The organism is Massilia cellulosiltytica, from assembly GCF_047325105.1.
GTDB classification, from domain to species: domain Bacteria; phylum Pseudomonadota; class Gammaproteobacteria; order Burkholderiales; family Burkholderiaceae_D; genus Telluria; species Telluria orientalis.
Genome location: NZ_CP168562.1, coordinates 242,433 through 262,192 on the forward strand (window position 1 = coordinate 242,433; position 19,760 = coordinate 262,192).

The 19,760-nt window shown below is 64.5% G+C and carries 19 protein-coding genes; 7 read left to right on the top strand and 12 right to left on the bottom strand.

Annotation, left to right across the window (positions count from 1 at the left end; translation table 11 throughout):
- From ACEN9H_RS01055 to ACEN9H_RS01070, 4 genes are read right to left on the bottom strand one after another with little or no spacing between them, the layout of a single operon-like run.
- Nucleotides 1-2,064, bottom strand: a complete 2,064-nt coding sequence (locus ACEN9H_RS01055; protein ID WP_413673483.1) for a sodium:solute symporter family protein — start codon at nt 2,062-2,064, stop codon at nt 1-3.
- Nucleotides 2,061-2,372 carry a DUF4212 domain-containing protein gene (locus ACEN9H_RS01060; protein WP_082577094.1) on the bottom strand — a complete coding sequence of 104 codons (312 nt, stop codon included), beginning with the start codon at nt 2,370-2,372 and terminating at the stop codon, nt 2,061-2,063. The genes ACEN9H_RS01055 and ACEN9H_RS01060 overlap by 4 nt, the downstream gene beginning before the upstream one ends.
- Nucleotides 2,344-3,909 carry a sensor histidine kinase N-terminal domain-containing protein gene (locus ACEN9H_RS01065; RefSeq protein WP_413673484.1) on the bottom strand — a complete coding sequence of 522 codons (1,566 nt, stop codon included), beginning with the start codon at nt 3,907-3,909 and terminating at the stop codon, nt 2,344-2,346. Before ACEN9H_RS01065 ends, ACEN9H_RS01060 begins: the two co-directional genes overlap by 29 nt.
- On the bottom strand, nt 3,906-4,616 hold the full coding sequence (locus tag ACEN9H_RS01070) for a response regulator (RefSeq protein ID WP_413673485.1): 711 nt from the start codon (nt 4,614-4,616) through the stop codon (nt 3,906-3,908). The genes ACEN9H_RS01065 and ACEN9H_RS01070 overlap by 4 nt, the downstream gene beginning before the upstream one ends.
- A gap of 189 nt (nt 4,617-4,805) precedes the next feature.
- Between ACEN9H_RS01070 and recA the strand changes: the two genes are divergently transcribed.
- The 7 genes from recA (at nt 4,806) to ACEN9H_RS01105 (ending at nt 11,599) form a co-directional block, all read left to right on the top strand.
- Nucleotides 4,806-5,885, top strand: a complete 1,080-nt coding sequence (gene recA / locus ACEN9H_RS01075) for a recombinase RecA (protein WP_413673486.1) — start codon at nt 4,806-4,808, stop codon at nt 5,883-5,885.
- A gap of 8 nt (nt 5,886-5,893) precedes the next feature.
- Entirely contained in the window at nt 5,894-6,352 is a 459-nt protein-coding gene (recX, locus tag ACEN9H_RS01080) for a recombination regulator RecX (protein ID WP_056124713.1), read from the top strand.
- 264 nt (nt 6,353-6,616) lie between these two features.
- Complete coding sequence (locus ACEN9H_RS01085; protein ID WP_413673487.1) at nt 6,617-7,174, top strand: DUF2889 domain-containing protein; 558 nt, start codon at nt 6,617-6,619, stop codon at nt 7,172-7,174.
- An 87-nt stretch (nt 7,175-7,261) separates the two neighbouring features.
- Entirely contained in the window at nt 7,262-8,431 is a 1,170-nt protein-coding gene (gene sucC, locus ACEN9H_RS01090; RefSeq protein WP_056124707.1) for an ADP-forming succinate--CoA ligase subunit beta, read from the top strand.
- 17 nt (nt 8,432-8,448) lie between these two features.
- A complete protein-coding gene (gene sucD, locus ACEN9H_RS01095) occupies nt 8,449-9,330 on the top strand; it encodes a succinate--CoA ligase subunit alpha (protein ID WP_056124704.1) in 882 nt (293 codons plus the stop codon).
- A 303-nt stretch (nt 9,331-9,633) separates the two neighbouring features.
- A complete protein-coding gene (locus tag ACEN9H_RS01100) occupies nt 9,634-10,071 on the top strand; it encodes a pilin (protein WP_413673488.1) in 438 nt (145 codons plus the stop codon).
- Nucleotides 10,072-10,159: 88 nt separating this feature from the next.
- Nucleotides 10,160-11,599: an O-antigen ligase family protein gene (locus tag ACEN9H_RS01105; RefSeq protein WP_413673489.1), complete on the top strand. Its 1,440-nt coding sequence runs from the start codon at nt 10,160-10,162 to the stop codon at nt 11,597-11,599.
- Here the strand turns inward: ACEN9H_RS01105 and ACEN9H_RS01110 are convergent, their stop codons facing one another.
- The 8 genes from ACEN9H_RS01110 to pqqA all read right to left on the bottom strand — a co-directional run bounded on the left by ACEN9H_RS01110 (nt 11,600) and on the right by pqqA (nt 19,610).
- A complete protein-coding gene (locus ACEN9H_RS01110; protein ID WP_413673490.1) occupies nt 11,600-12,316 on the bottom strand; it encodes a flagellar brake protein in 717 nt (238 codons plus the stop codon).
- A gap of 114 nt (nt 12,317-12,430) precedes the next feature.
- Nucleotides 12,431-14,476, bottom strand: a complete 2,046-nt coding sequence (locus ACEN9H_RS01115) for a prolyl oligopeptidase family serine peptidase (protein ID WP_413675542.1) — start codon at nt 14,474-14,476, stop codon at nt 12,431-12,433.
- 115 nt (nt 14,477-14,591) lie between these two features.
- Nucleotides 14,592-16,322 (bottom strand): methyl-accepting chemotaxis protein, encoded by a 1,731-nt coding sequence (locus tag ACEN9H_RS01120; RefSeq protein ID WP_413673491.1) that lies wholly within the window; start codon nt 16,320-16,322, stop codon nt 14,592-14,594.
- A gap of 162 nt (nt 16,323-16,484) precedes the next feature.
- A complete protein-coding gene (gene pqqE, locus ACEN9H_RS01125) occupies nt 16,485-17,612 on the bottom strand; it encodes a pyrroloquinoline quinone biosynthesis protein PqqE (protein ID WP_413673492.1) in 1,128 nt (375 codons plus the stop codon).
- Nucleotides 17,613-17,619: 7 nt separating this feature from the next.
- Entirely contained in the window at nt 17,620-17,883 is a 264-nt protein-coding gene (gene pqqD / locus ACEN9H_RS01130) for a pyrroloquinoline quinone biosynthesis peptide chaperone PqqD (protein WP_056124691.1), read from the bottom strand.
- Nucleotides 17,884-17,893: 10 nt separating this feature from the next.
- A complete protein-coding gene (gene pqqC / locus ACEN9H_RS01135; protein ID WP_371767250.1) occupies nt 17,894-18,583 on the bottom strand; it encodes a pyrroloquinoline-quinone synthase PqqC in 690 nt (229 codons plus the stop codon).
- Nucleotides 18,580-19,488, bottom strand: a complete 909-nt coding sequence (gene pqqB, locus ACEN9H_RS01140; protein ID WP_056124687.1) for a pyrroloquinoline quinone biosynthesis protein PqqB — start codon at nt 19,486-19,488, stop codon at nt 18,580-18,582. The genes pqqC and pqqB overlap by 4 nt, the downstream gene beginning before the upstream one ends.
- Before the next feature lie 47 nt (nt 19,489-19,535).
- On the bottom strand, nt 19,536-19,610 hold the full coding sequence (gene pqqA, locus ACEN9H_RS01145) for a pyrroloquinoline quinone precursor peptide PqqA (RefSeq protein ID WP_081984033.1): 75 nt from the start codon (nt 19,608-19,610) through the stop codon (nt 19,536-19,538).
- Nucleotides 19,611-19,760 lie beyond the last annotated feature (150 nt).

Here is a 19,760-nt window from a genome sequence, read left to right on the forward strand (position 1 = left end):
TTATTCCGGCGCCCGGATATGCGCCACGAGCCCGCCGCTCTCGCGCGGCGGTGGCGGCGTCACCAGACTCGCCACGACCAGCGCCAGCGCCCCCGCCGGCACGCCGAACACGCCTGCGGAGATGGGCGCGATGTGGAACCAGACCGCATCCAGGCTCCCGCCCAGCATCGGGTTCGTGTGCAGCATGTAGTAGATGCAGACGAGGAAGCCGGTCGCCATGCCCGCGATCGCGCCCGCGAAATTGGCCCGCTTCCAGAACACGCCCGCCACCAGCGCGGGGAACATGGTCGACCCCGCGAGCGAGAACGCGGCGCCGACGAGCGACAGGATGTCGGCCGGTTTCTGCGACGCGACGTACGCGGCGATGAACGCGACGGCCAGCAGCAGCAGCTTGGAGATCGTCACGCGCTTCTGCGTGGAGGCGCCCGGATCGACGATCTTGAAGTAGATGTCGTGCGACAGCGCGTTCGAGATCGCGAGCAGCAGCCCGTCCGCCGTAGACAGCGCCGCCGCCAGGCCGCCGGCCGCCACCAGCCCGGAAATCACGTACGGCAGGCCGCCGATCTCCGGCGTGGCCAGCGTGAGCACGTCGCCGTCGATCGCGATCTCGGCCAGCTGCACGATGCCGTCGCCGTTGATGTCGACGATGCTGATCAGGGGATTCGACTTGTCGACGTTGGCCCAGTACGAGACCCAGGTCGGCAGGGAATCGAAGCCCGTGCCGACGAGGGCCGTGTAGATGTCGTACTTGGCCAGCACGGCCAGCGCGGGCATCGTCAGGTAGATCAGCAGGATGAAGAACAGCGTCCAGAACACGGAGACGCGCGTCTCGTGCACGGACGGCGTCGTGTAGGAGCGCATCAGGATGTGCGGCAGCGCCGCGGTGCCGAACATCAGGCAGAACACGAGGGATAGAAAATTGTTGCGGCGGATGTCCGATTCTTCCCGCGTCTTGCCGGGGAACGGTTCCGCGTGCGGTTCAGGCGGCTGGGCGCGCGCCAGGTTGGCGGCGCGCAGTTCGGTCCACACGCGCGCGGCTTCGTCGGCCGTGCGCGGATAATCGAGCAGCTCGCGTTCCGCGCTGCGCACCTCGGTCAGCGGCGCGTTGCGGCCGCGCGCCTTGTCCAGCCGGCGCTGCGCCTCGATCTTGCCCGCTTCCCAGGAGTGGGGCAGGGCGGCGATGCGCGCCGCGTAGTCGTCGGCGCGGGCGTGGAAACGGGCGCGCACTTCGGCCTCGCGCGGGTCGGCCGCCAGCTGGGCTTCGCGCGCGGCCAGCTTGGGCAGCACGGAGCCGTACGCGACCTGCGGCACCGGGTTGCCCGCGAATTTCATCGACAGCCAGATCGTCGGGATCAGGAAGGCGACGAGGATGATGATGTACTGCGCCACCTGCGTCCACGTGATGGCGCGCATCCCGCCCAGGAACGAGCACACGAGGATGCTGGCGAGGCCGAGGAAGATGCCGACCGAGAAATCGACGCCCGTGAAGCGCGACGCGATCAGGCCGACGGCATAGATCTGCGCGACGACGTACGTGAACGAGACGACGATGGTGCCGCCGACCGCGAGCGCGCGCACGATGCTGCCCTGCCGCGTAGCGGTCTCGCCGCCGTAGCGGGCGGCGAGGAAGTCGGGGATCGTGTACTGGGCGAAGCGGCGCAGGTAGGGCGCGATCAGCAGGGCGACGAGGCAGTAGCCGCCCGTCCAGCCCATCACGTAGGCGAGGGCGTCGAAGCCGTGCAGGTACAGCGTGCCCGCGAGGCTGATGAAGCTGGCGGCCGAGATCCAGTCGGCCGCCGTCGCCATGCCGTTGAACAGCGCCGGCACCCGCCGTCCCGCCACGTAGTATTCGGACACGTTCGACGTGCGGCTGACGACGCCGATGATCGCGTACAGGACGATCGTCGCGAACATGTACAGGTGGCCGATCCACTGGCGTGGCATGCCTTCGTGTTCCAGGATCGCCAGCGCGCCCAGGAACAGCGCGAAGCACAGCGTGAACCACAGGTAGTAGCGGGCCAGTCGGCGGAAGTAGCTGCGGGTCTTGGCGGCCGTCCCGGTCATGAGCGGCCCTCCAGCATGCGTTGGAAATCGCGGTCGAGGATGCGCATGCGCCAGGCGTACGCGCCGATGATGGCGAGGTATGTGAGCGACGCGCCCTGTGCCGCGAGGTAGAACGACAGCGGCCAGCCGAACACGGACAGGTGCGCGAGGTCGCGCGCGAAGAACACGGTGCAGAAGCTCGTCGCGAGCCAAAGCGCCAGCAGCAGCGCGATCAGGCGGCGCGCGCGCGCCCAGTGCGCGGCGCGCGCGGCGACGATGCGTTGGCGCTCGCGGTCGGGGTCAGAGGAAGGGGCGGTCTCGGTCGGCATCGGGGACAAGCGTGACGGTGGGCGGGAAGGTCAGCCGGAACAGGCTGCCCGGGAATTTCTTGTGCGTGCTGCGCGGGTTGTTGAAGATCTCGATGTCGGCGCCGTGCTGCTGCGCGATCTCGCGCACGATGGCGAGACCGAGGCCGGAACCGGACGCGCTCGAACCGAGGATGCGATAAAAACGTTCGAACACGCGATGGCGTTCGGACGGCGCGATGCCGGGGCCCGTGTCCTCGACTTCGAGTAAAGCCTGGCTGCCGTTGCCAATATTTGTCCCGCGCACGCGCACGGTGACGCTGCCGCCGGGCGGCGTGTAGCGCAGCGCGTTGTCGATCAGGTTCGACAGCAGCTCGCGCAGCATCATGGCGCTGCCGTCGATCTCCGGCGGGTCGCCGATGACTTCGTAGCCGAGGTCGATCTCGTGCGCGAACGAGGCTTGCACCCAGTCCTGGACGACGTCGCGCGCCAATGCGGCAAGGTCGAGCGGTTCCAGCGTCTGGCCCGCATGCGGCTGGTTTTCCGCGCGGGCCAGTGCCAGCAGCTGGTTCACGAGACGCGTGGCCGATTCCGAACTCGTGGCCAGCTGCTCGAGTGAGCGGTGGATCTCGTTCGGATCGACCTGGCGCAGCGCCAGCTCCGACTGCATGCGCATGCCCGCTAGCGGCGTCTTCATCTGGTGCGCGGCGTCGGCGATGAAGCGCTTCTGCACGGCTATCGTGTGCGCGAGGCGCGCCAGCATGTCGTTCAGCGAGCCCACGAGCGGCGAAATCTCTTCCGGCACCTGGCGCGAATCGATGGGCGACAAATCGTCCGGCGGGCGGGCGCGGATGCGTTCCTGCAGCTGGGCCAGCGGCGACAGGCCCCGCGACAGCGCGAACCAGACGAGGGCCAGGATCACGGGCAGGATGATGAACTGCGGCAGGATCACGCCCTTGATGATCTCGTTGGCCAGCTGCGCGCGCTTGTCGAGCGTTTCCGCCACTTGCACGAGCGCGAGGCGCGGTTCCTGCGTGGCGTCCAGCAGCGGCTGCAAATTGACCCAGGCATAGGCGATGCGTATCGGCGTGCCGTGCAGGGTCTCGGTGCGGAAGTGCACGCGGCCGCTGCGCTCGGCGTCGTCGGGGTTCGGCGGCGGCAGGTCGCGGTCGCCGTCGACGATCTCGCCGTGCGGGCCGCTGATCTGGAAATACACGCTGTCGACGTCGTCCGCGCGCAGGATGTCGCGCGCGGTGCCGCCCAGGCGCGCGACGACCTTGCCGTCGACCTCCTTGACCTGTTGCGCGAGCACCGTGACGCTGTCTTCCAGCGCGTGGTCGAACGGCTGATTCGCGATCGACTTCGCGACCAGGTACGTGATCGCGATGCTCATCGGCCACAGCAGCAGCAGCGGGGCCAGCATCCAGTCGAGGATTTCGCCGAACAGCGAATGCTGGATGCTTTCTTCCGGTTCCGGCCTGGGCGGGACGTAGAGGTCGTCGACCGGTTCCGTGACGGCGAGCGGATCCGGTCCGGCCGCGCGCCGCTTGAACCGCTTCACTTCTGGCCGCTGGCTGCTTCGGCGCTCTTGCGGGCGCTGTCGGCGTAGCGCTCCAGGCAGTAGCCGAGGCCGCGCACGGTGGCGATGCGGATGCCGCCCGTTTCGATCTTCTTGCGCAGGCGGTGCACGTAGACCTCGATGGCGTTGTTCGACACTTCCTCGCCCCATTCGCACAGGTGGTCGACGAGCTGTTCCTTCGACACGAGGCGGCCCGTGCGCGCCAGCAGGATTTCCAGCAGGCCCAGCTCGCGCGCGGACAGGTCGAGCATCTGGTCGTTGATGTACGCGCTGCGGCCGACCTGGTCGTACACGAGCGGGCCGTGGCGGATGACGGTCGAGCCGCCGCCCTGGCCGCGCCGGGTGAGGGCGCGCACGCGCGCTTCCAGTTCGGACAGCGCGAACGGCTTGGGCATGTAATCGTCGGCGCCGGCGTCGAGGCCGCCCACGCGCTGCTCGATGGAGTCGGCGGCCGTGAGGATCAGCACCGGCAGCAGCGAGCCGCGCGCACGCAGGCGGCGCAGCACGTCCAGGCCGGACAGCTTGGGCAGGCCGAGGTCGAGGATCAGGAGATCGAACTCCTGGGTCGACAGCGCTGTGTCGGCGTCCTGGCCGTTCTTGACGCAGTCGATGGCGTAGCCGGACTGGCGCAAGGAGCGCGTCAGCCCATCGGCCAATACGCTATCATCTTCGGCTAGTAAAATACGCATCTTTTCCCCCGGCTTTCGTTGTTCGACCCAGCTAACTCGCTTATTGTGTGTGAAGTTTCGCAACATGTCGAATCGGGCTGGCGATGGTAAATATCGCTTGCCAAAACCACTGGGATTTTATACAGTACTTCCTATTGAAATCGCGCGAGCGGCCCACACCTTGGTTCACTCTAGGACAGAAAGAAAGTTATGGACGACAAAAAATCCGCAGTAAATGCAGCCGAGAAGGGCAAGGCGCTGGCAGCAGCCCTCGCGCAGATCGAAAAGCAATTCGGTAAAGGCTCGGTGATGCGCATGGATACCAATGCGCCCGTCGAGGAAGTGCAGACCGTCTCGACCGGCTCGCTGGGCCTGGACATCGCACTCGGCGTCGGCGGCCTGCCGCGCGGCCGTATCGTCGAGATCTACGGTCCGGAATCGTCGGGCAAGACGACCCTGACCCTGCAGACCATCGCCCAGATGCAGAAGCTGGGTGGCACCTGCGCGTTCATCGACGCCGAGCACGCGCTGGACGTGACCTATGCGCAAAAGCTGGGCATCAAGCTGGACGAGCTGCTGATCTCGCAGCCGGACACGGGCGAACAGGCACTGGAAATCACGGACGCCCTCGTGCGTTCGGGCAGTGTCGACATGGTGGTCATCGACTCGGTGGCGGCGCTGACGCCGCGCGCCGAGATCGAAGGCGACATGGGCGACTCCCTGCCGGGCCTGCAGGCCCGCCTGATGTCGCAGGCGCTGCGCAAGCTGACCGCATCGATCAACCGTACGAACACCCTGGTGATCTTCATTAACCAGATCCGTATGAAGATCGGCGTCATGTTCGGCAGCCCGGAAACGACGACCGGCGGTAACGCGCTGAAGTTCTACGCCTCCGTGCGCCTGGACATCCGCCGTACCGGCTCGATCAAGACCGGCGACGAGGTGATCGGTAACGAAACCAAGGTCAAGGTTGTCAAGAACAAGATCGCGCCCCCGTTCAAGGAAGCGCACTTCGACATCCTGTACGGCGAAGGCACGTCGCGCGAAGGCGAGATCATCGACCTGGGCGTGGACAACAAGATCGTCGAGAAGTCGGGTTCGTGGTACAGCTACGGTGGCGAGCGTATCGGCCAGGGCAAGGACAATGCCCGTATCTTCTTGAGGGAGCGTCCGGCACTGGCACGCGAAATCGAGAACAAGGTCCGCGCCGCCCTCGGCGTGCGCGAACTGCCGCCGGCCCCGGCCGGCAGTGCTGCGGTCGAGCCGGCAGCCATCGGCGACGACGAGTAATCGTCCTGATGCCGCGCCAGCAGCTGAGCCTCAAGGCTCGCGCGTTGAAGTATCTGTCGACGCGCGAGCACAGCCGGCTCGAGCTGGCGCGCAAATTGTCCCGCTATGCGGAGGAGGGCGACGACGTCGAAGCCCTCCTCGATTTCCTCGAAAAGAACAACTGGCTGTCGCAGGAGCGGTTTGCCGAATCGCTGGTTCACCGGCGAGCCGGACGCTACGGTAACGCCCGGGTGCTCGCCGAACTCCAGCAGCATGGCGTCAACGGCGAAGCATTCGACGAACTCAAGTCTGAACTGAAGGAATCCGAAACGGCACGGGCGCGTGAAGTCTGGCGCCGCAAGTTCGGCACGGTTCCACAGGATGCCGAAGAACGCAGCAAACAGATGCGCTTCCTGTTGCAACGCGGCTTTTCCCAGAGTGCGGTGCGTGCCGCGCTGAAGGGCGGCCACGACGACGACGACCTCTGATCTCATCGTTGTGAATAACGGACTGTCGTTCCGTTTATGACGGCAAGCTTGCGCTTTCGGCATCACAACTTCGCAACATCTCCCCTTATCTTCCCTGCAAAAACCCTTCTGTAACCGGGGAGACGGTGCACAGCCCGTTACCCTGTGCTAAACTTTCATGGTTTAAGCAGCGCCGCAAGAGCGGTTGTTGCCGTAGAAGCTGCGGCAACGTGCATCAGGCACAACGGCTGCAAATTTTTTCGCCGCATTCCGGCATTGGTGTTTATGCCCCTGTCTCCTCCCGCTCCGCGTAAGCCAAGGCACACGCGCGCCATTAGCGTCGAAGCGTTCGCGCGCGACGATGGCCTGTGGGACCTCGACGCGTGCATCCGCGACACCAAGACGCATGACATTGCCCTGCCTTCCGGCGCCCGTCCGGCCGGCCTGCCGGTGCACGAACTCAAATTGCGGGTGACTATCGACCGCGACATGAACATCGTCGACGCCGAAGCCGCGTCCGATGCCGTACCCTATCCCGGTTTCTGCGACACCATCGCCCCTGCGTATAAAAAACTCATCGGCTTGTCGCTGCTGAAACATTTCCGATTGCATCTGAAGGACCGCCTGTCCGGGGTACTCGGCTGCACCCACCTGACCGAACTCGCGCAAGTCCTGCCCACCGCGGCAATCCAGGCCTTCGCCGATGACGCGATGGCCAACCGCACGGCCGATGCTTCGGCCGGACGGCCTTACGAACTGGACCGCTGCCACGCGCTGCGCCTCGACGGCCCCGCCGTCGAAACGTATTACCCGCGCTGGTCGCTCAAGGCGGTGCCGGGGTAGTGTTGTCCGGAGTAGACTCCGGATTTGTCGCTTTATTTTTCAACCGCATTTCTAAACTACATCAGTAACAGAAGAAGGGAAGCCAGCATGAAAATCCATGAGTATCAGGGCAAAGAGATCCTCCGAAAATTCGGAGTGACCGTTCCGCGCGGCATTCCATGCCTGTCGGTCGACGAGGCTGTCAAAGCCGCTGAAGAGCTGGGCGGACCGGTCTGGGTGGTCAAGGCCCAGATCCATGCTGGCGGCCGTGGTAAAGGCGGCGGCGTGAAAGTTGCCAAGTCGCTGGAACAAGTGCGCGAATACGCGAACCAGATCCTGGGCATGCAGCTGGTGACCCACCAGACCGGTCCGGAAGGCCAGAAAGTCCGCCGCCTGCTGATCGAAGAAGGCGCCGACATCAAGAAAGAACTGTACGTGTCGCTGGTCACCGACCGCGTCACCCAGAAAGTCGTGCTGATGGCCTCGTCGGAAGGCGGCATGGACATCGAAGAAGTTGCACACAGCAACCCGGAAAAGATCCACAACGTCGTGATCGAGCCGAGCGTCGGCCTGACCGATGCGGATGCCGACGACATCGCCCGCAAGATCGGCGTGCCGGAAGGTTCGATCGCCGCTGCGCGCGCAAACCTGCAAGGCCTGTACAAAGCGTACTGGGAAACCGACGCATCGCTGGCTGAAATCAACCCGCTGATCCTGACCGGCGACGGTAAAGTGATCGCCCTGGACGCCAAGTTCAATTTCGACTCGAACGCCCTGTTCCGTCACCCGGAAATCGTCGCCTACCGCGACCTGGACGAAGAAGATCCGGCCGAAGTCGAAGCATCGAAATTCGACCTGGCGTACATCTCGCTGGACGGTAACATCGGCTGCCTGGTGAACGGCGCCGGTCTGGCCATGGCCACCATGGACACCATCAAGCTGTTCGGCGGCGAGCCGGCCAACTTCCTGGACGTCGGCGGCGGCGCAACCGCCGAGAAGGTCACCGAAGCCTTCAAGATCATGCTGAAGAACCCGGGCCTGAAAGCCATCCTGGTCAACATCTTCGGCGGCATCATGCGCTGCGACGTGATCGCCGAAGGCGTGATCACCGCATCGAAGGCCGTGTCGCTGCAAGTGCCGCTGGTCGTCCGCATGAAGGGCACCAACGAAGATCTGGGCAAGAAGATGCTGGCCGACTCCGGCCTGCCGATCATCTCGGCCGACACCATGGAAGACGCAGCGAAGCAGGTCGTTGCCGCTGCAGCTGGCCAAGCCTAATTCGCAAAGGAAATAACATGTCGATTCTGATTAACAAAGACACCAAAGTCATCACCCAAGGTATCACCGGCAAGACCGGCCAATTCCACACCCGCATGTGCCGCGACTACGCGAACGGCCGTGAAGCCTTCGTCGCAGGCGTGAACCCGAAGAAAGCCGGTGAGGACTTCGAGGGTATCCCCATCTTCGCGAGCGTCAAGGAAGCCAAGCAGAACACCGGCGCGACCGTGTCGGTGATCTACGTTCCGCCGGCAGGCGCCGCCGCCGCCATCTGGGAAGCCGTGGAAGCCGAGCTGGACCTGGCAATCTGTATCACCGAAGGCATCCCCGTCCGCGACATGATGGAAGTCAAGGACCGCATGGCCAAGGCCGGTTCGAAGACCCTGCTGCTGGGCCCGAACTGCCCGGGTCTGATCACCCCGGACGAGATCAAGATCGGCATCATGCCGGGTCACATCCACAAGAAAGGCCGTATCGGCGTCGTGTCCCGTTCGGGCACGCTGACGTATGAAGCCGTCGGCCAGCTGACCGCACTGGGCCTGGGCCAGTCGTCGGCAGTCGGCATCGGTGGCGACCCGATCAACGGTCTGAAGCACATCGACGTGATGAAGATGTTTAACGACGATCCGGACACGGACGCCGTCATCATGATCGGCGAGATCGGCGGCCCGGACGAAGCCAATGCTTCGTACTGGATCAAGGACAACATGAAGAAGCCGGTCGTCGGCTTCATCGCCGGCGTCACCGCGCCGCCGGGCAAGCGCATGGGCCACGCCGGCGCGCTGATCTCGGGCGGTGCGGATACCGCCGACGCCAAGCTGGAAATCATGGAAGCCTGCGGCATCAAGGTCACCAAGAACCCGTCGGAAATGGCTCGTCTGCTGAAGGCGATGCTGTAATCCTGCGGTTTCGGATCCGATGAAACGGGACGCTTCGGCGTCCCGTTTTTTTTGTGCTGACAATTTTTGTCGTAACTCAACAAAAACGGTCGGGGTGACAATTCTCGCCATGTCCGAGTGACAAAAATTGTCATGTGGCAATGCAAAAAATACGCGAAAACGCACAATTCGATGGCACTGTGCTAACGATTCTGTACGGAAACGGCCTGGCACGCCCATTGCATAGTGTAAAGGGCAGAAGCAAGCAGTAACCAGATACGCAGTACCCCTTAATTTTGCAGTGCCCCCACCTGGAGAGACATCATGAAAGCACCGAAAATCGTCAAGAAAGCCCAAGCCGGCTTCACCCTGATCGAACTGATGATCGTTGTCGCGATTATCGGTATCCTGGCCGCCGTGGCTATCCCGGCTTACCAGAATTATGTTGCCAAGTCGAAGTTCACGGCTGCGCTGGCTGAAGTGTCCGCGGGCAAGACCGGTTTCGACGTGAAACTGAACGAAGGCGCAACCATTTCCGCTCCGGAACAAGTTGGCCTCGCGGCCAAAGCGACGCCGACCTCCAACTGTGAGTTCGACGCGACGGGCACGACCCTGCTCTGCAAGATCCAGGGCGGCCCGGTTACCGTCAAGGACAAGATCATCACCCTGACCCGTGGCGACGACGGCGCATGGTCGTGCAAATCGACTCTGGACGCGACTGACATTCCGAAGATCGCAGGCACGTCCTGCACCGGCAGCTAATCTGTCCTGACTCAACGGACATAGCGTCAAGGAGCCGCCCAGTGTAAGCTGGGCGGCTTTTTTATTACCGGATCGAACGAGGTCTAGCGTGCTTACGACGGGAACCCATCCATCGGCGCTGTTGCGGATGCGCTTCATGACGCTGCTGTGCCTGGCCCTGTTGGCCAATTTCATGGTGGTGGCCGGCCACGATCACCAGCGCCTCGTCCAGATCGGCACCGTGCTGCTGGGCGGCAGCATCGCCCTCGTCGAGCGCGAGACCCTCTCCGGCCTGTTTTCCGGGCGCCCCGGCATGGCGCTGGCCGCGTTCTTCGCCCTCGGTATCCTGAGCACCGCAGCCGCCTTCTCGCCGCGCTTCGCCGCCTTCGAGGTTGCCAACCTGTTTCTGCTGTACGTGCTGGCCGCCATGGTCGCGGCCGAGATCGCGCGCAACGGACCACCGGCCCTCCTGCTGGTCCTCCGCTGCCTGGGCGGCATGTGCGCGTTCTATACCTTCCTGTTCATCGTCGCGTATGTCGGTGGCCTCAGCCTCGGTATCCCGCTGGCCCGGGACGATTTCACGACCAACTTCAGCAACATCCGCTTTTTCAACCATACACAGACCTCGACGTTGCCGCTGCTGATCCTGCTGTGCTGCCTGACGCCGCGTGCGTCCAGGGTGGGCTGGCTGTGGACGGCGGTGGCGGCGTACTGGTGGATGGCGTTGTATGCCACGGCGGGCCGCGGCACGCTGGTGGGCATGATGGCCGGTTGCGCCGTCGCCGCCGTGCTGGCGCGGCGGCGGGCCGTACCCTATCTGCGCCACGTTGCCATGACGGCCGCTTTGGGCCTGGTCGCGTACTTCTTCTTCCTGACCGTCGTGCCGGCGTTGCTGGGCGCCGCCGGCATGAGCTCGTTTTCGTCTACGTTCCAACGCACGGCCGCCGATCCGGCGTCCGGCCGCATGCTGCTGTGGCGGCTTGCCGCCGCGCTGATTGAACAGCATCCGTGGCTTGGCGTCGGACCAATGCATTTCGCACACCATGCCGGTTATCTGCACATCGGTGCCCATCCGCACGACTGGCTGTTCCAGGTAGCCGCCGAATGGGGATTGCCCGCCCTTGCGTGCCTGCTTGCCGCGCTCGCGTACGGGCTGCGCGCCTTGCTGCGATCCGGCGCGCGCGTCCGCGGCGACGACGGCGCCAACCAGGCCGTTTTCGCCGCGCTGCTCACGGGTGCCGTGGCGATCCTCGTCGACGGGCTCGTGTCCGGCATTTTCGTGATGCCGCAGAGCCAGCTCGCTGTCGCGTTGTATCTCGGGTGCGCCATCGGCTGGCACCGGATCGCCGGCCCGGCGCCAACCGCCGTACCGGGCGGCGTCCGCTATGGCGTAGGTGCGGTGTGCATCGTCGCGGCAATGGCGGGGGTAGTCGCCGGCGCAGGGCCGGACGCGGGCGCCAGGCTGCGCAGCGAGGATCCGACGCCGGCGCAGCAGGCGGTCAACACGGGCTCGCAATGGCCCCGCCTGTGGAAGGCCGGCTACTTCTGATCAGACGATCTTCTGGCGATCCGCCAGCAACGCCTCGTATGTCAGGTTCTGCAACAACGTGTAGTGCACGGGGTCGAGGCTGACGAACTGGACGCCGTATGCAAACCCCTCGGCCTGTTCCGACCCGCCCGACAAGGCACTGATGTTGCGCACCGCCGCGCGCGTACGGACGCGGATTTCCTGGTTGTTGGGCGGGGCCAGCAGGGCGAATTCCAGGTCGATTTCGTCCTCGTCCTGGGGCAGGCTCTTCTTCGATTCGATGCGGGCGCCGTTCACGCTCAGGTTCGTCAGCAGGCAGTCGGCACCGGGGACGGTCGCGTTTTTCGGGATGACCTTGGCGGGGATGTCGACCTTGACCCGCATCGCCGTCCGCAGGCTCGTCCCCTGGATCGTGCGCGGGAAAGAGATGTGGGCATACAACAACGGCCGGCCGAACACGCGCTCGACCGTACATGCGAACGAGCACACGTGGATGCCCGAGAATACCCGCATCGTCACGCGCTCGCCCTCGACCAGGGGAATCGGCGCGCCGTTGTCCATCGGGATCTTGACGATCAGGTATTCGTCCTTCAACCAGCCGATCAGCGTGGAGAAGTGCTGCACGGGTTTCAGGCGCCGGTGCGTGATGAATTGCAGGCGTACGCCGACCTGCAGGTTCATCGATTCGAATTCGAATTCCTGGGGTTTGAGTTCGCGGTCCGCTTGCGGGTCGTTCATGATGTTCCATCTCGTAAGCGACCAATAGTAGCACTGGGGCAATTCTTTGGAAACGAAAAAAACGCCTGTACGTACAGGCGTTTTTCGTCATCCAGGCAAGAACACTGCGCGGATTTACTGCTTCAGGTGCTGGTCCAGCCAGCCGATCACGGTGTGATGCCACAGCACGGAGTTGGCCGGCTTCAGTACCCAGTGGTTCTCGTCCGGGAACACGAGCAGCTTGCTGTCGATGCCCCGGCGCTGCAGCGCCGTGAACGTGGACAGGCCCTGGGTCGTCGGGATGCGGAAGTCGAGGTCGCCCTGCACGACGAGCATCGGCGTCTTCCACTTGTTCACGTGCAGCACCGGGTTGAAGCGCTCGTGCTTGTCCGGCACGGCGAAGTACGGACCGCCGTTTTCCCAATCGGTGAACCATTGTTCTTCGGTGGAATACGCCATGCCGCGGGTGTCGAACACGCCGTCGTGGTTGACGATGCACTTGAATCCGTCGGACCAGTTACCTTCGATCCAGTTCATCATGTAGCCGCCATACGACGCGCCCAGCGCGCACGCGTGCGAACGGTCCAGCCAGGCGTACTTCGCCGTTGCCGCGGCCAGGCCTTTCTTGAGGTCCTCGAGCGGCTTGCCGCCCCAGTCGCCGCTGATGGCGTCCGTGAATTTCTGGCCGTAGCCGGTCGAGCCGTGGAAATCGATGAACACGGTCGCGTAGCCCGCGCCCGCGTACACCTGCGGGTTCCAGCGGTAGCTCCACCCGTTGCCGAAGCTGCCCTGGGGGCCGCCGTGCACGAGGAAGGCGATCGGATATTTCTTGCCCGGCTCGTAATTCCACGGCTTCATCACGTAACCATGGACGGTGTCGCCGTTCGCGCCCTTGAACGAAAACTGTTCATAGTCGCCCCAGCGCACGTCGGCCAGTTTGGCTTCGTTCACGTGGGTCAGTTGCTTCGCCTTGTTCGTGCCCATCTGCATGCCGAACAATTGCGCGCCCGACGCGAGGTTCGTTTGCGTGAAAGCGACGGTATTGCCGCGCACGTCGAAGCCGCCGATGGAACCTTTGTCGGTCAGCGGCGACACTTTGCCGCTGGCCACGTCGATGGCGAACAGGCGGTGCTGGCCGATGTCCTCGGCGTCCGCGATGAGCGTCTTGCCGTCGGCCGTCCACTGGATGCTGCCCGGCGAGCGGTCCCAGCTGTCGGCCACGTTGCGCTTCTTGCCGGTGGCGAGATCGAGCAGCACGATGTGGTAGCGGTCCGCCTCGAAGCCGGGGCGGGCCATGGCCAGGTAGGCGAGGGTGCGGCCGTCCGGCGAAAACACCGCTTTCGTATCCCAGGCATTATTGTCGGCAGTCAGGTTGCGCGGCGTGCCGCCCGTGGCGGGGACGGTGTACACGTCGAAGTTCGTCGACCACGCCTCGGTCTTGCCCGCGATGCGCACCGAGAACACGACGGTCTTGCCGTCCGGGCTGAAGCGGAATTCCTCGCGGTCGCCGAAGGGTTTCGACGGCACGTCGCCGTCGAGCGCGCCCGACAGGCTGACCGGCATGCCGTTCACGCGGCCGGCCGCATCCAGCGGCGCCGCGTACAGCACGTTATTGCGGCCGTCCGACCACGTGTCCCAATGGCGCACGAACAGGCGGTCGTAGACCTTGCCGCTGGCCTTGTCCTTCTCTTTCGCGTCCACGCGCGCCTTCGTGCAGGCGAGGTCGGCGCAGTCGCGGAATACGGCCATGCTGAGCAGCATGCGGTCGCCCGTCGGCGCGACGCGGAAGGCGTCCACGTCGAGCGGCAGATCGGTCACGCGGACCGCGTCGCCGCCGGCCGCCGGCACGCGCCACACCTGGCCCGAACCCGATCGCGCCGACAGGAAGTAAATCGCGTCGCCGCTCGGCGACCATTCCGGATCCGTGCTGCTGGCGGCATCCGACGTCAGGCGTTGCGGCGTCGGATCGGCGGCGTGCAGGTCGACCAGGTAGAGGTCGGTATGGCCGCGGTTCTTGCCCATGTCGGTCGTGCGCACCGTGTAGACGACCTTGCCGCCGTCCGGCGACACCGCCGGGCTGCCGACTCTTTCCATCGTCACCAGGTCTTCGACCGTGAATCCGCGCGGTGCGGCCGTCGCGCCGAGCGCCGCGCCCGTCAGGGCGGCGGCCAGCGCCAGCATACGTAATTTCATCCTGTCCTCTCGCTTGTGGCTTGTGAATACACGGCTGCGCCTGTTGGCTCAGCCGGTGAAAGGCAGCAATTTACCACGCGAAAGATGGAGCAGGGAACGGGCCTTAGAACTCTGCCCACTCGTCCGCAGCGGCCGGCGCCCTCGCGGGCGCGCGTGCCGGTGCCGGCTTGACGACAGGTGCCGGCCGCGGTGCCGCCAGCGTTGCGGCACGTTTCGCGGCACGGACCGGCGCCGCCGGCGCGGCCGGTGCGGCCGGTGCAGTCGCCTGTACACGGTCGTCGAGACGGAACACGCTGACCAGTTCCGCCAGCTTGCCCGCCTGGTTCTGCAGGGCTTCCGACGCGGCCGCGGCTTCCTCGACGAGGCCCGCGTTCTGCTGGGTCACGTTGTCCATCTGGCTGATCGCCTGGTTGATCTGCTCGATGCCGCTGGTCTGCTCCTGGCTGGCGGCGCTGATCTCGGCCATGATGTCCGTCACGCGCTGGATGCTTGAGACGACCTCGTGCATCGTGCTGCCGGCCTGGTCGACGAGCCTGGTGCCGATTTCGACCTTGTCGACGGAGTCGCCGATCAAGCCCTTGATTTCCTTGGCCGCGGCGGCCGAGCGCTGGGCCAGCGTGCGCACTTCGCCTGCGACGACCGCGAAACCGCGGCCCTGTTCGCCGGCACGCGCGGCCTCGACCGCGGCGTTCAGCGCCAGGATGTTCGTCTGGAACGCGATGCCGTCGATGACGGTAATGATGTCCACGATCTTCTTCGACGAGTCGTTGATCGAGCCCATCGTCTGCACGACCTGCGCCACGACGTCGCCGCCCTGGCCGGCGACGGTCGACGCCGTCTGCGCCAGCACATTGGCCTGGCGCGCGTTGTCGGCGTTCTGCTTCACGGTCGACGTCAGCTCTTCCATCGACGACGCCGTTTCCTCGAGCGAGCTGGCCTGTTCTTCCGTGCGCGACGACAGGTCCAGGTTACCGCTCGCGATTTCGGCGGAGGAGGAAGCGATGGCGTCCGTGCCCTGGCGCACCTCGCTGACGATGCGGGCCAGGCGGTCGCGCATGGATTTCATCGCGAACAGCAGGCTCGTCTCGTCGCCGGCGCGCAGTTGCACGTCGGTGCCCAGGTCGCCGGCGGCGATGCGGCCTGCGACTTCGGCTGCATAGGCGGGCTCGCCGCCCAGCTGGCGCGTCAGGCTCCGGGTGATCAGGATGCCGAAGCCGGTGCCGAGCAGGGCGCTGAGCGCGACCAGCACGAGCAGCGTGGCGCGGCTGTTTTCATACGCGTTCTTGTTGCTCAGATTGGTTTCCTGGGCCATCGCTTCCTTGTTATGGGCCAGTTCCGCCAATTTGGCGTCGAGGTCTTGCGACTTCGGCAGCATCGTGCCGAACAGGTAGTCGACGGAATCGTGCTTCGTCTCGAGCGGCTCCGCTTTCACGCGCTTGACCAGATCCGCGGTCATGCCGTCGAAGTCGCGCAGTTGCGCATCGGCTTCGGCAAAGATGCGCTTGCCTTCGTCCGAGTGGAACAGCGGACGCGCCTTGTCGAGGTTTTCCTGCAGCTGGTGCTTGTACTTGTCGGCGTTGGCCAGCATCCTGGTGCGCTGGTCGTCGGTCGACGCCAGCATGGCGCTGCGCAGCGAACGGCCGAGGGAAACCTGGTTCAGATCGGCTTCCTTCACATAGGAAATGCCCAGCAATTCCTTCTGGTACATGCGCTTGGCGCGCTCGTTCATCTGGGTCATGTTATACATCGCAATGCCGGCGACGATGGCGCCGAGCACGACGACGGCAAGAAAACCAAGGGTCAGCCGGGTCGCGACCTTCATCTGTTTGAACATGGCACATCTCCTGATGATGAGTTCAGGTAAATGTTAATTGATGTGCGGAAATAATTTGTGAGAATTCGGGGCCGTATGTACGATCTGGCGCGTTTTTCCAACACTTACTTTCGTGCCTGCGTCGTTCGATATCTGTTCAATAAAAGATTGTTGTGCAGAGACCTATTTTTGGGGATTTTTTCGGAACACGATCGGTTGCGCCGGCTGCCACACGGCGTCTTGCTGTGTTCGCTGCGCATGCATGACGATCGCCTGCACGTCGCCATGCCGCGCCGACTTCGCGCACACCGGGTCCGCGTTGGCGGCGTCGCCCGTCAGCGCATACGCCTGGCAGCGGCAGCCGCCGAAGTCCTTCGCCTTGTCGTCGCAGGTGCGGCACGGATCCTTCATCCAGGCATCGCCGCGGTAGCGGTTGAACGCGTCGCTGTCGTACCAGATGTCCTTCACGCGCGTGTCGCGCACATTCGGAAAATCGATGCCCGGCAATGTGCGGGCCGCGTGGCAGGGCAGGGCGGTACCGTCCGGTGCGATGCCGAGGAATACGCCGCCCCAGCCGTTCATGCACGCCTTGGGCCGCGCCTCGAAATAGTCGGGCACGACGAACAGGATGCGCATCTTGTTGCCGATCCGCGCGCGGCATGCGTTCACGACGCTTTCCGCATGCGCGACCTGCTCCCGCGTCGGCATCAACTGGTCGCGGTTGACGAGCGCCCAGCCGTAATACTGCGTGTTGGCCAGTTCCAGGTACTCGACGCCCATCTCGAGCGCCATGTCGATGATCCGCTCCACGTGGTCGAGATTGAAGCGGTGCAGCACGACGTTCAACACCATCGGATAGGCGTACTGCTTGATGAGTCGGGCGACGCGCGCCTTCAGGTCGAACGTCTTCGTGCTCGACAGGAAATCGTTCAGCTCGCGCGTCGAATCCTGAAACGACAGCTGGATGTGATCGAGGCCCAGTTCCTTCATGCGGGCGAGGCGCGATTCGGTGAGGCCGATGCCGGACGTGATCAAGTTCGTATAAAACCCCAGCCGACGGCCTTCTCCGACCAGTTCTTCGAGATCGTCCCGCAGCAGCGGTTCGCCGCCCGAGAAGCCGAGTTGCGCGGCGCCGAGCTGGCGCGCCTGGCGCATCACGTCGAACCATTGCTCGGTCGTCAGTTCGGTGCGGTCATTGGCGGAATCGACCGGGTTGTAGCAGAACGGGCAGTGCAGCGGGCAGCGATAGGTCAGCTCGGCCAGCAGCCACAGCGGCGGCGCGATGGCGGGGCGGAAGGTCGGGGCATTCATGATGGGCTCACACGATCCAGCCGCGTTCGCTGGCGACGCGCAGGAAATCGTCGACGTCGTCCCGCAGGCCGCCGCAGTTGAACGCCTGTTCGAGCTCGCCGACGATGGCCGGCACGGTACGGGCGCCATCGCAGCGCTTCAGGATCTCGGCCGCGCTCTGGCTCAGCTTGACCATCCCTTCCGGATACAGGAGTACGTAGTTGCCTTGGGCCTCTTCCCACTGCATGCGGAAGAGGCGCGACAGGGCGGGTTGATCGGGAACGGTGTGCATGGCTTGCTCCTCAGGGATAGGCCTTCTCGATGGCGTCGAGCATGGACCACAGGATGTCGAGCTTGAACTGCAGGATCTCGAGCGCGCGCTCCTGCTGGGCGCGGGTGGTGAAATGGCCGAGCGTCACTTCCAGGCCGTGCTCGACGTCGCGCTCGGCGAGCGAGATGCGGCTGCGGAAATACTGCAAGCCGTCGGGATCGATCCACGCGTAATGCGTCGGCCAGTTGGCCAGCCGGTCCTTGTGGATCTTCGGCGCGAACATCTCCGTCAGCGACGAGCAGACGGCTTCCTGCCACGGCGCCTGGCGCGCAAAATTGACGTATGCATCGACCGCGAAGCGCACGCCGGGCACGACGTGCTTGTGCGACCACAGCGCATCGCGCGTGAGCCCGACGGCCTCGCCGAGCCGCACCCATGCCTCGATGCCGCCTTCGTTATCGCCCCAGCCGTCATGGTCGAGGATGCGGCGCACCCACCGGCGCCGCGTGGCGCGGTCCGGGCAGTTGGCGATGATGGCGCCATCCTTTTGCGGGATATTGACCTGGTAATAAAACCGGTTGGCGACCCAGCCGCGGATCTGGTCCGGGCCCAGCAGGCCCTCGTTCATGTTGACGTTGAACGGATGATGGATGTGGTAGCCGGCACCTCGGGCGCGCAATTGCGCCTCGAACTCGTCGCGGCTCCAGGCTTCGGTACTCATGACTTGATCTCCATGCCGTCGAACGCGACCTCGATGCCGTGGCGCGCGAGCAGGGCGCGCTCTGCCGAGTCTTCGTCCAGGATCGGATTCGTGTTGTTGATGTGGATGAGCACTTTGCGCCGCGCCTTGATGCCGTCGAGGACGGCGATCATGCCGCCGTCGCCCGATTGCGGCAGGTGGCCCATGTCGGCCGCCATTTTTTTGGAAAAGCCCAGGGCGATCATCTCGTCCGCGCGCCAGAACGTGCCGTCGACGAGCACGCAATCCGCTGTCTGCAGCGCGGCATCCACCTGCGGATCGATTGCGCCAAGGCCAGGTGCGTAGAACACGGATTTGCCTGTTTGCGTGTCCTCGATCAGCAGGCCGATGTTGTCGCCCGGGTGAGGATCGTTGCGGTGGTCGGAATAGGGCGGCGCCTTGCTGTTCAGTGCCAGCGGTGTGAAGCGGATGCCGTCGATGCCGGGCACGTGCATGCCGCCTTCGATCGGCAGCGCATGCCAGCGCACGCCGCAATAGTGCGACAGCACGGGCACGAGCGGCAGCCCCTGGTTGAGTTCGCGCCAGACCTGTGCGGTGCAATAGAGGGGCAGTTCTTTCCCCTCGCGCAGCATCAGGAGGCCGGTGACATGGTCGATCTGCGCATCCATCAGCATGACGGCGGCGATGCCCGTATCGCGCTGGCCGCGTGCCGGCTGCAGCGCGGGTGTGGCGCGGATCTGTGCGAGGATATCCGGCGACGCGTTGATCAGCACCCAGTCGGTCCCGTTGGCCGACACGGCGATCGACGATTGCGTGCGCGCCGTCGCGCGGACGGTGCCGTTACGGAGCCCGGCGCAATTGCGGCAATTGCAGTTCCACTGCGGGAAACCGCCTCCGGCTGCGGAGCCTAATACGACGATCTTCATGACGGGGATCCGGTAAGCCCGCGGCGCTGCCGCGGGCGTGGGCTGCATCAGCGATTCGCGATGTACATCGTGATTTCGAAACCGAAACGCCAGTCGATGAATTCGGGTTTGGTCCAGGCCATGGTTGTCTCCTTGATCGTTGGATGGGTTATGAATGCGCGGCGCGCAGTCAAGGAGGAATTCGCAATATCCATGCCACATGGCGTGGCGCTCTATTTGCTGGGCAGGCCTGTGTCAAAGATGAACAGTTGTATTGCACGACGATACATCTG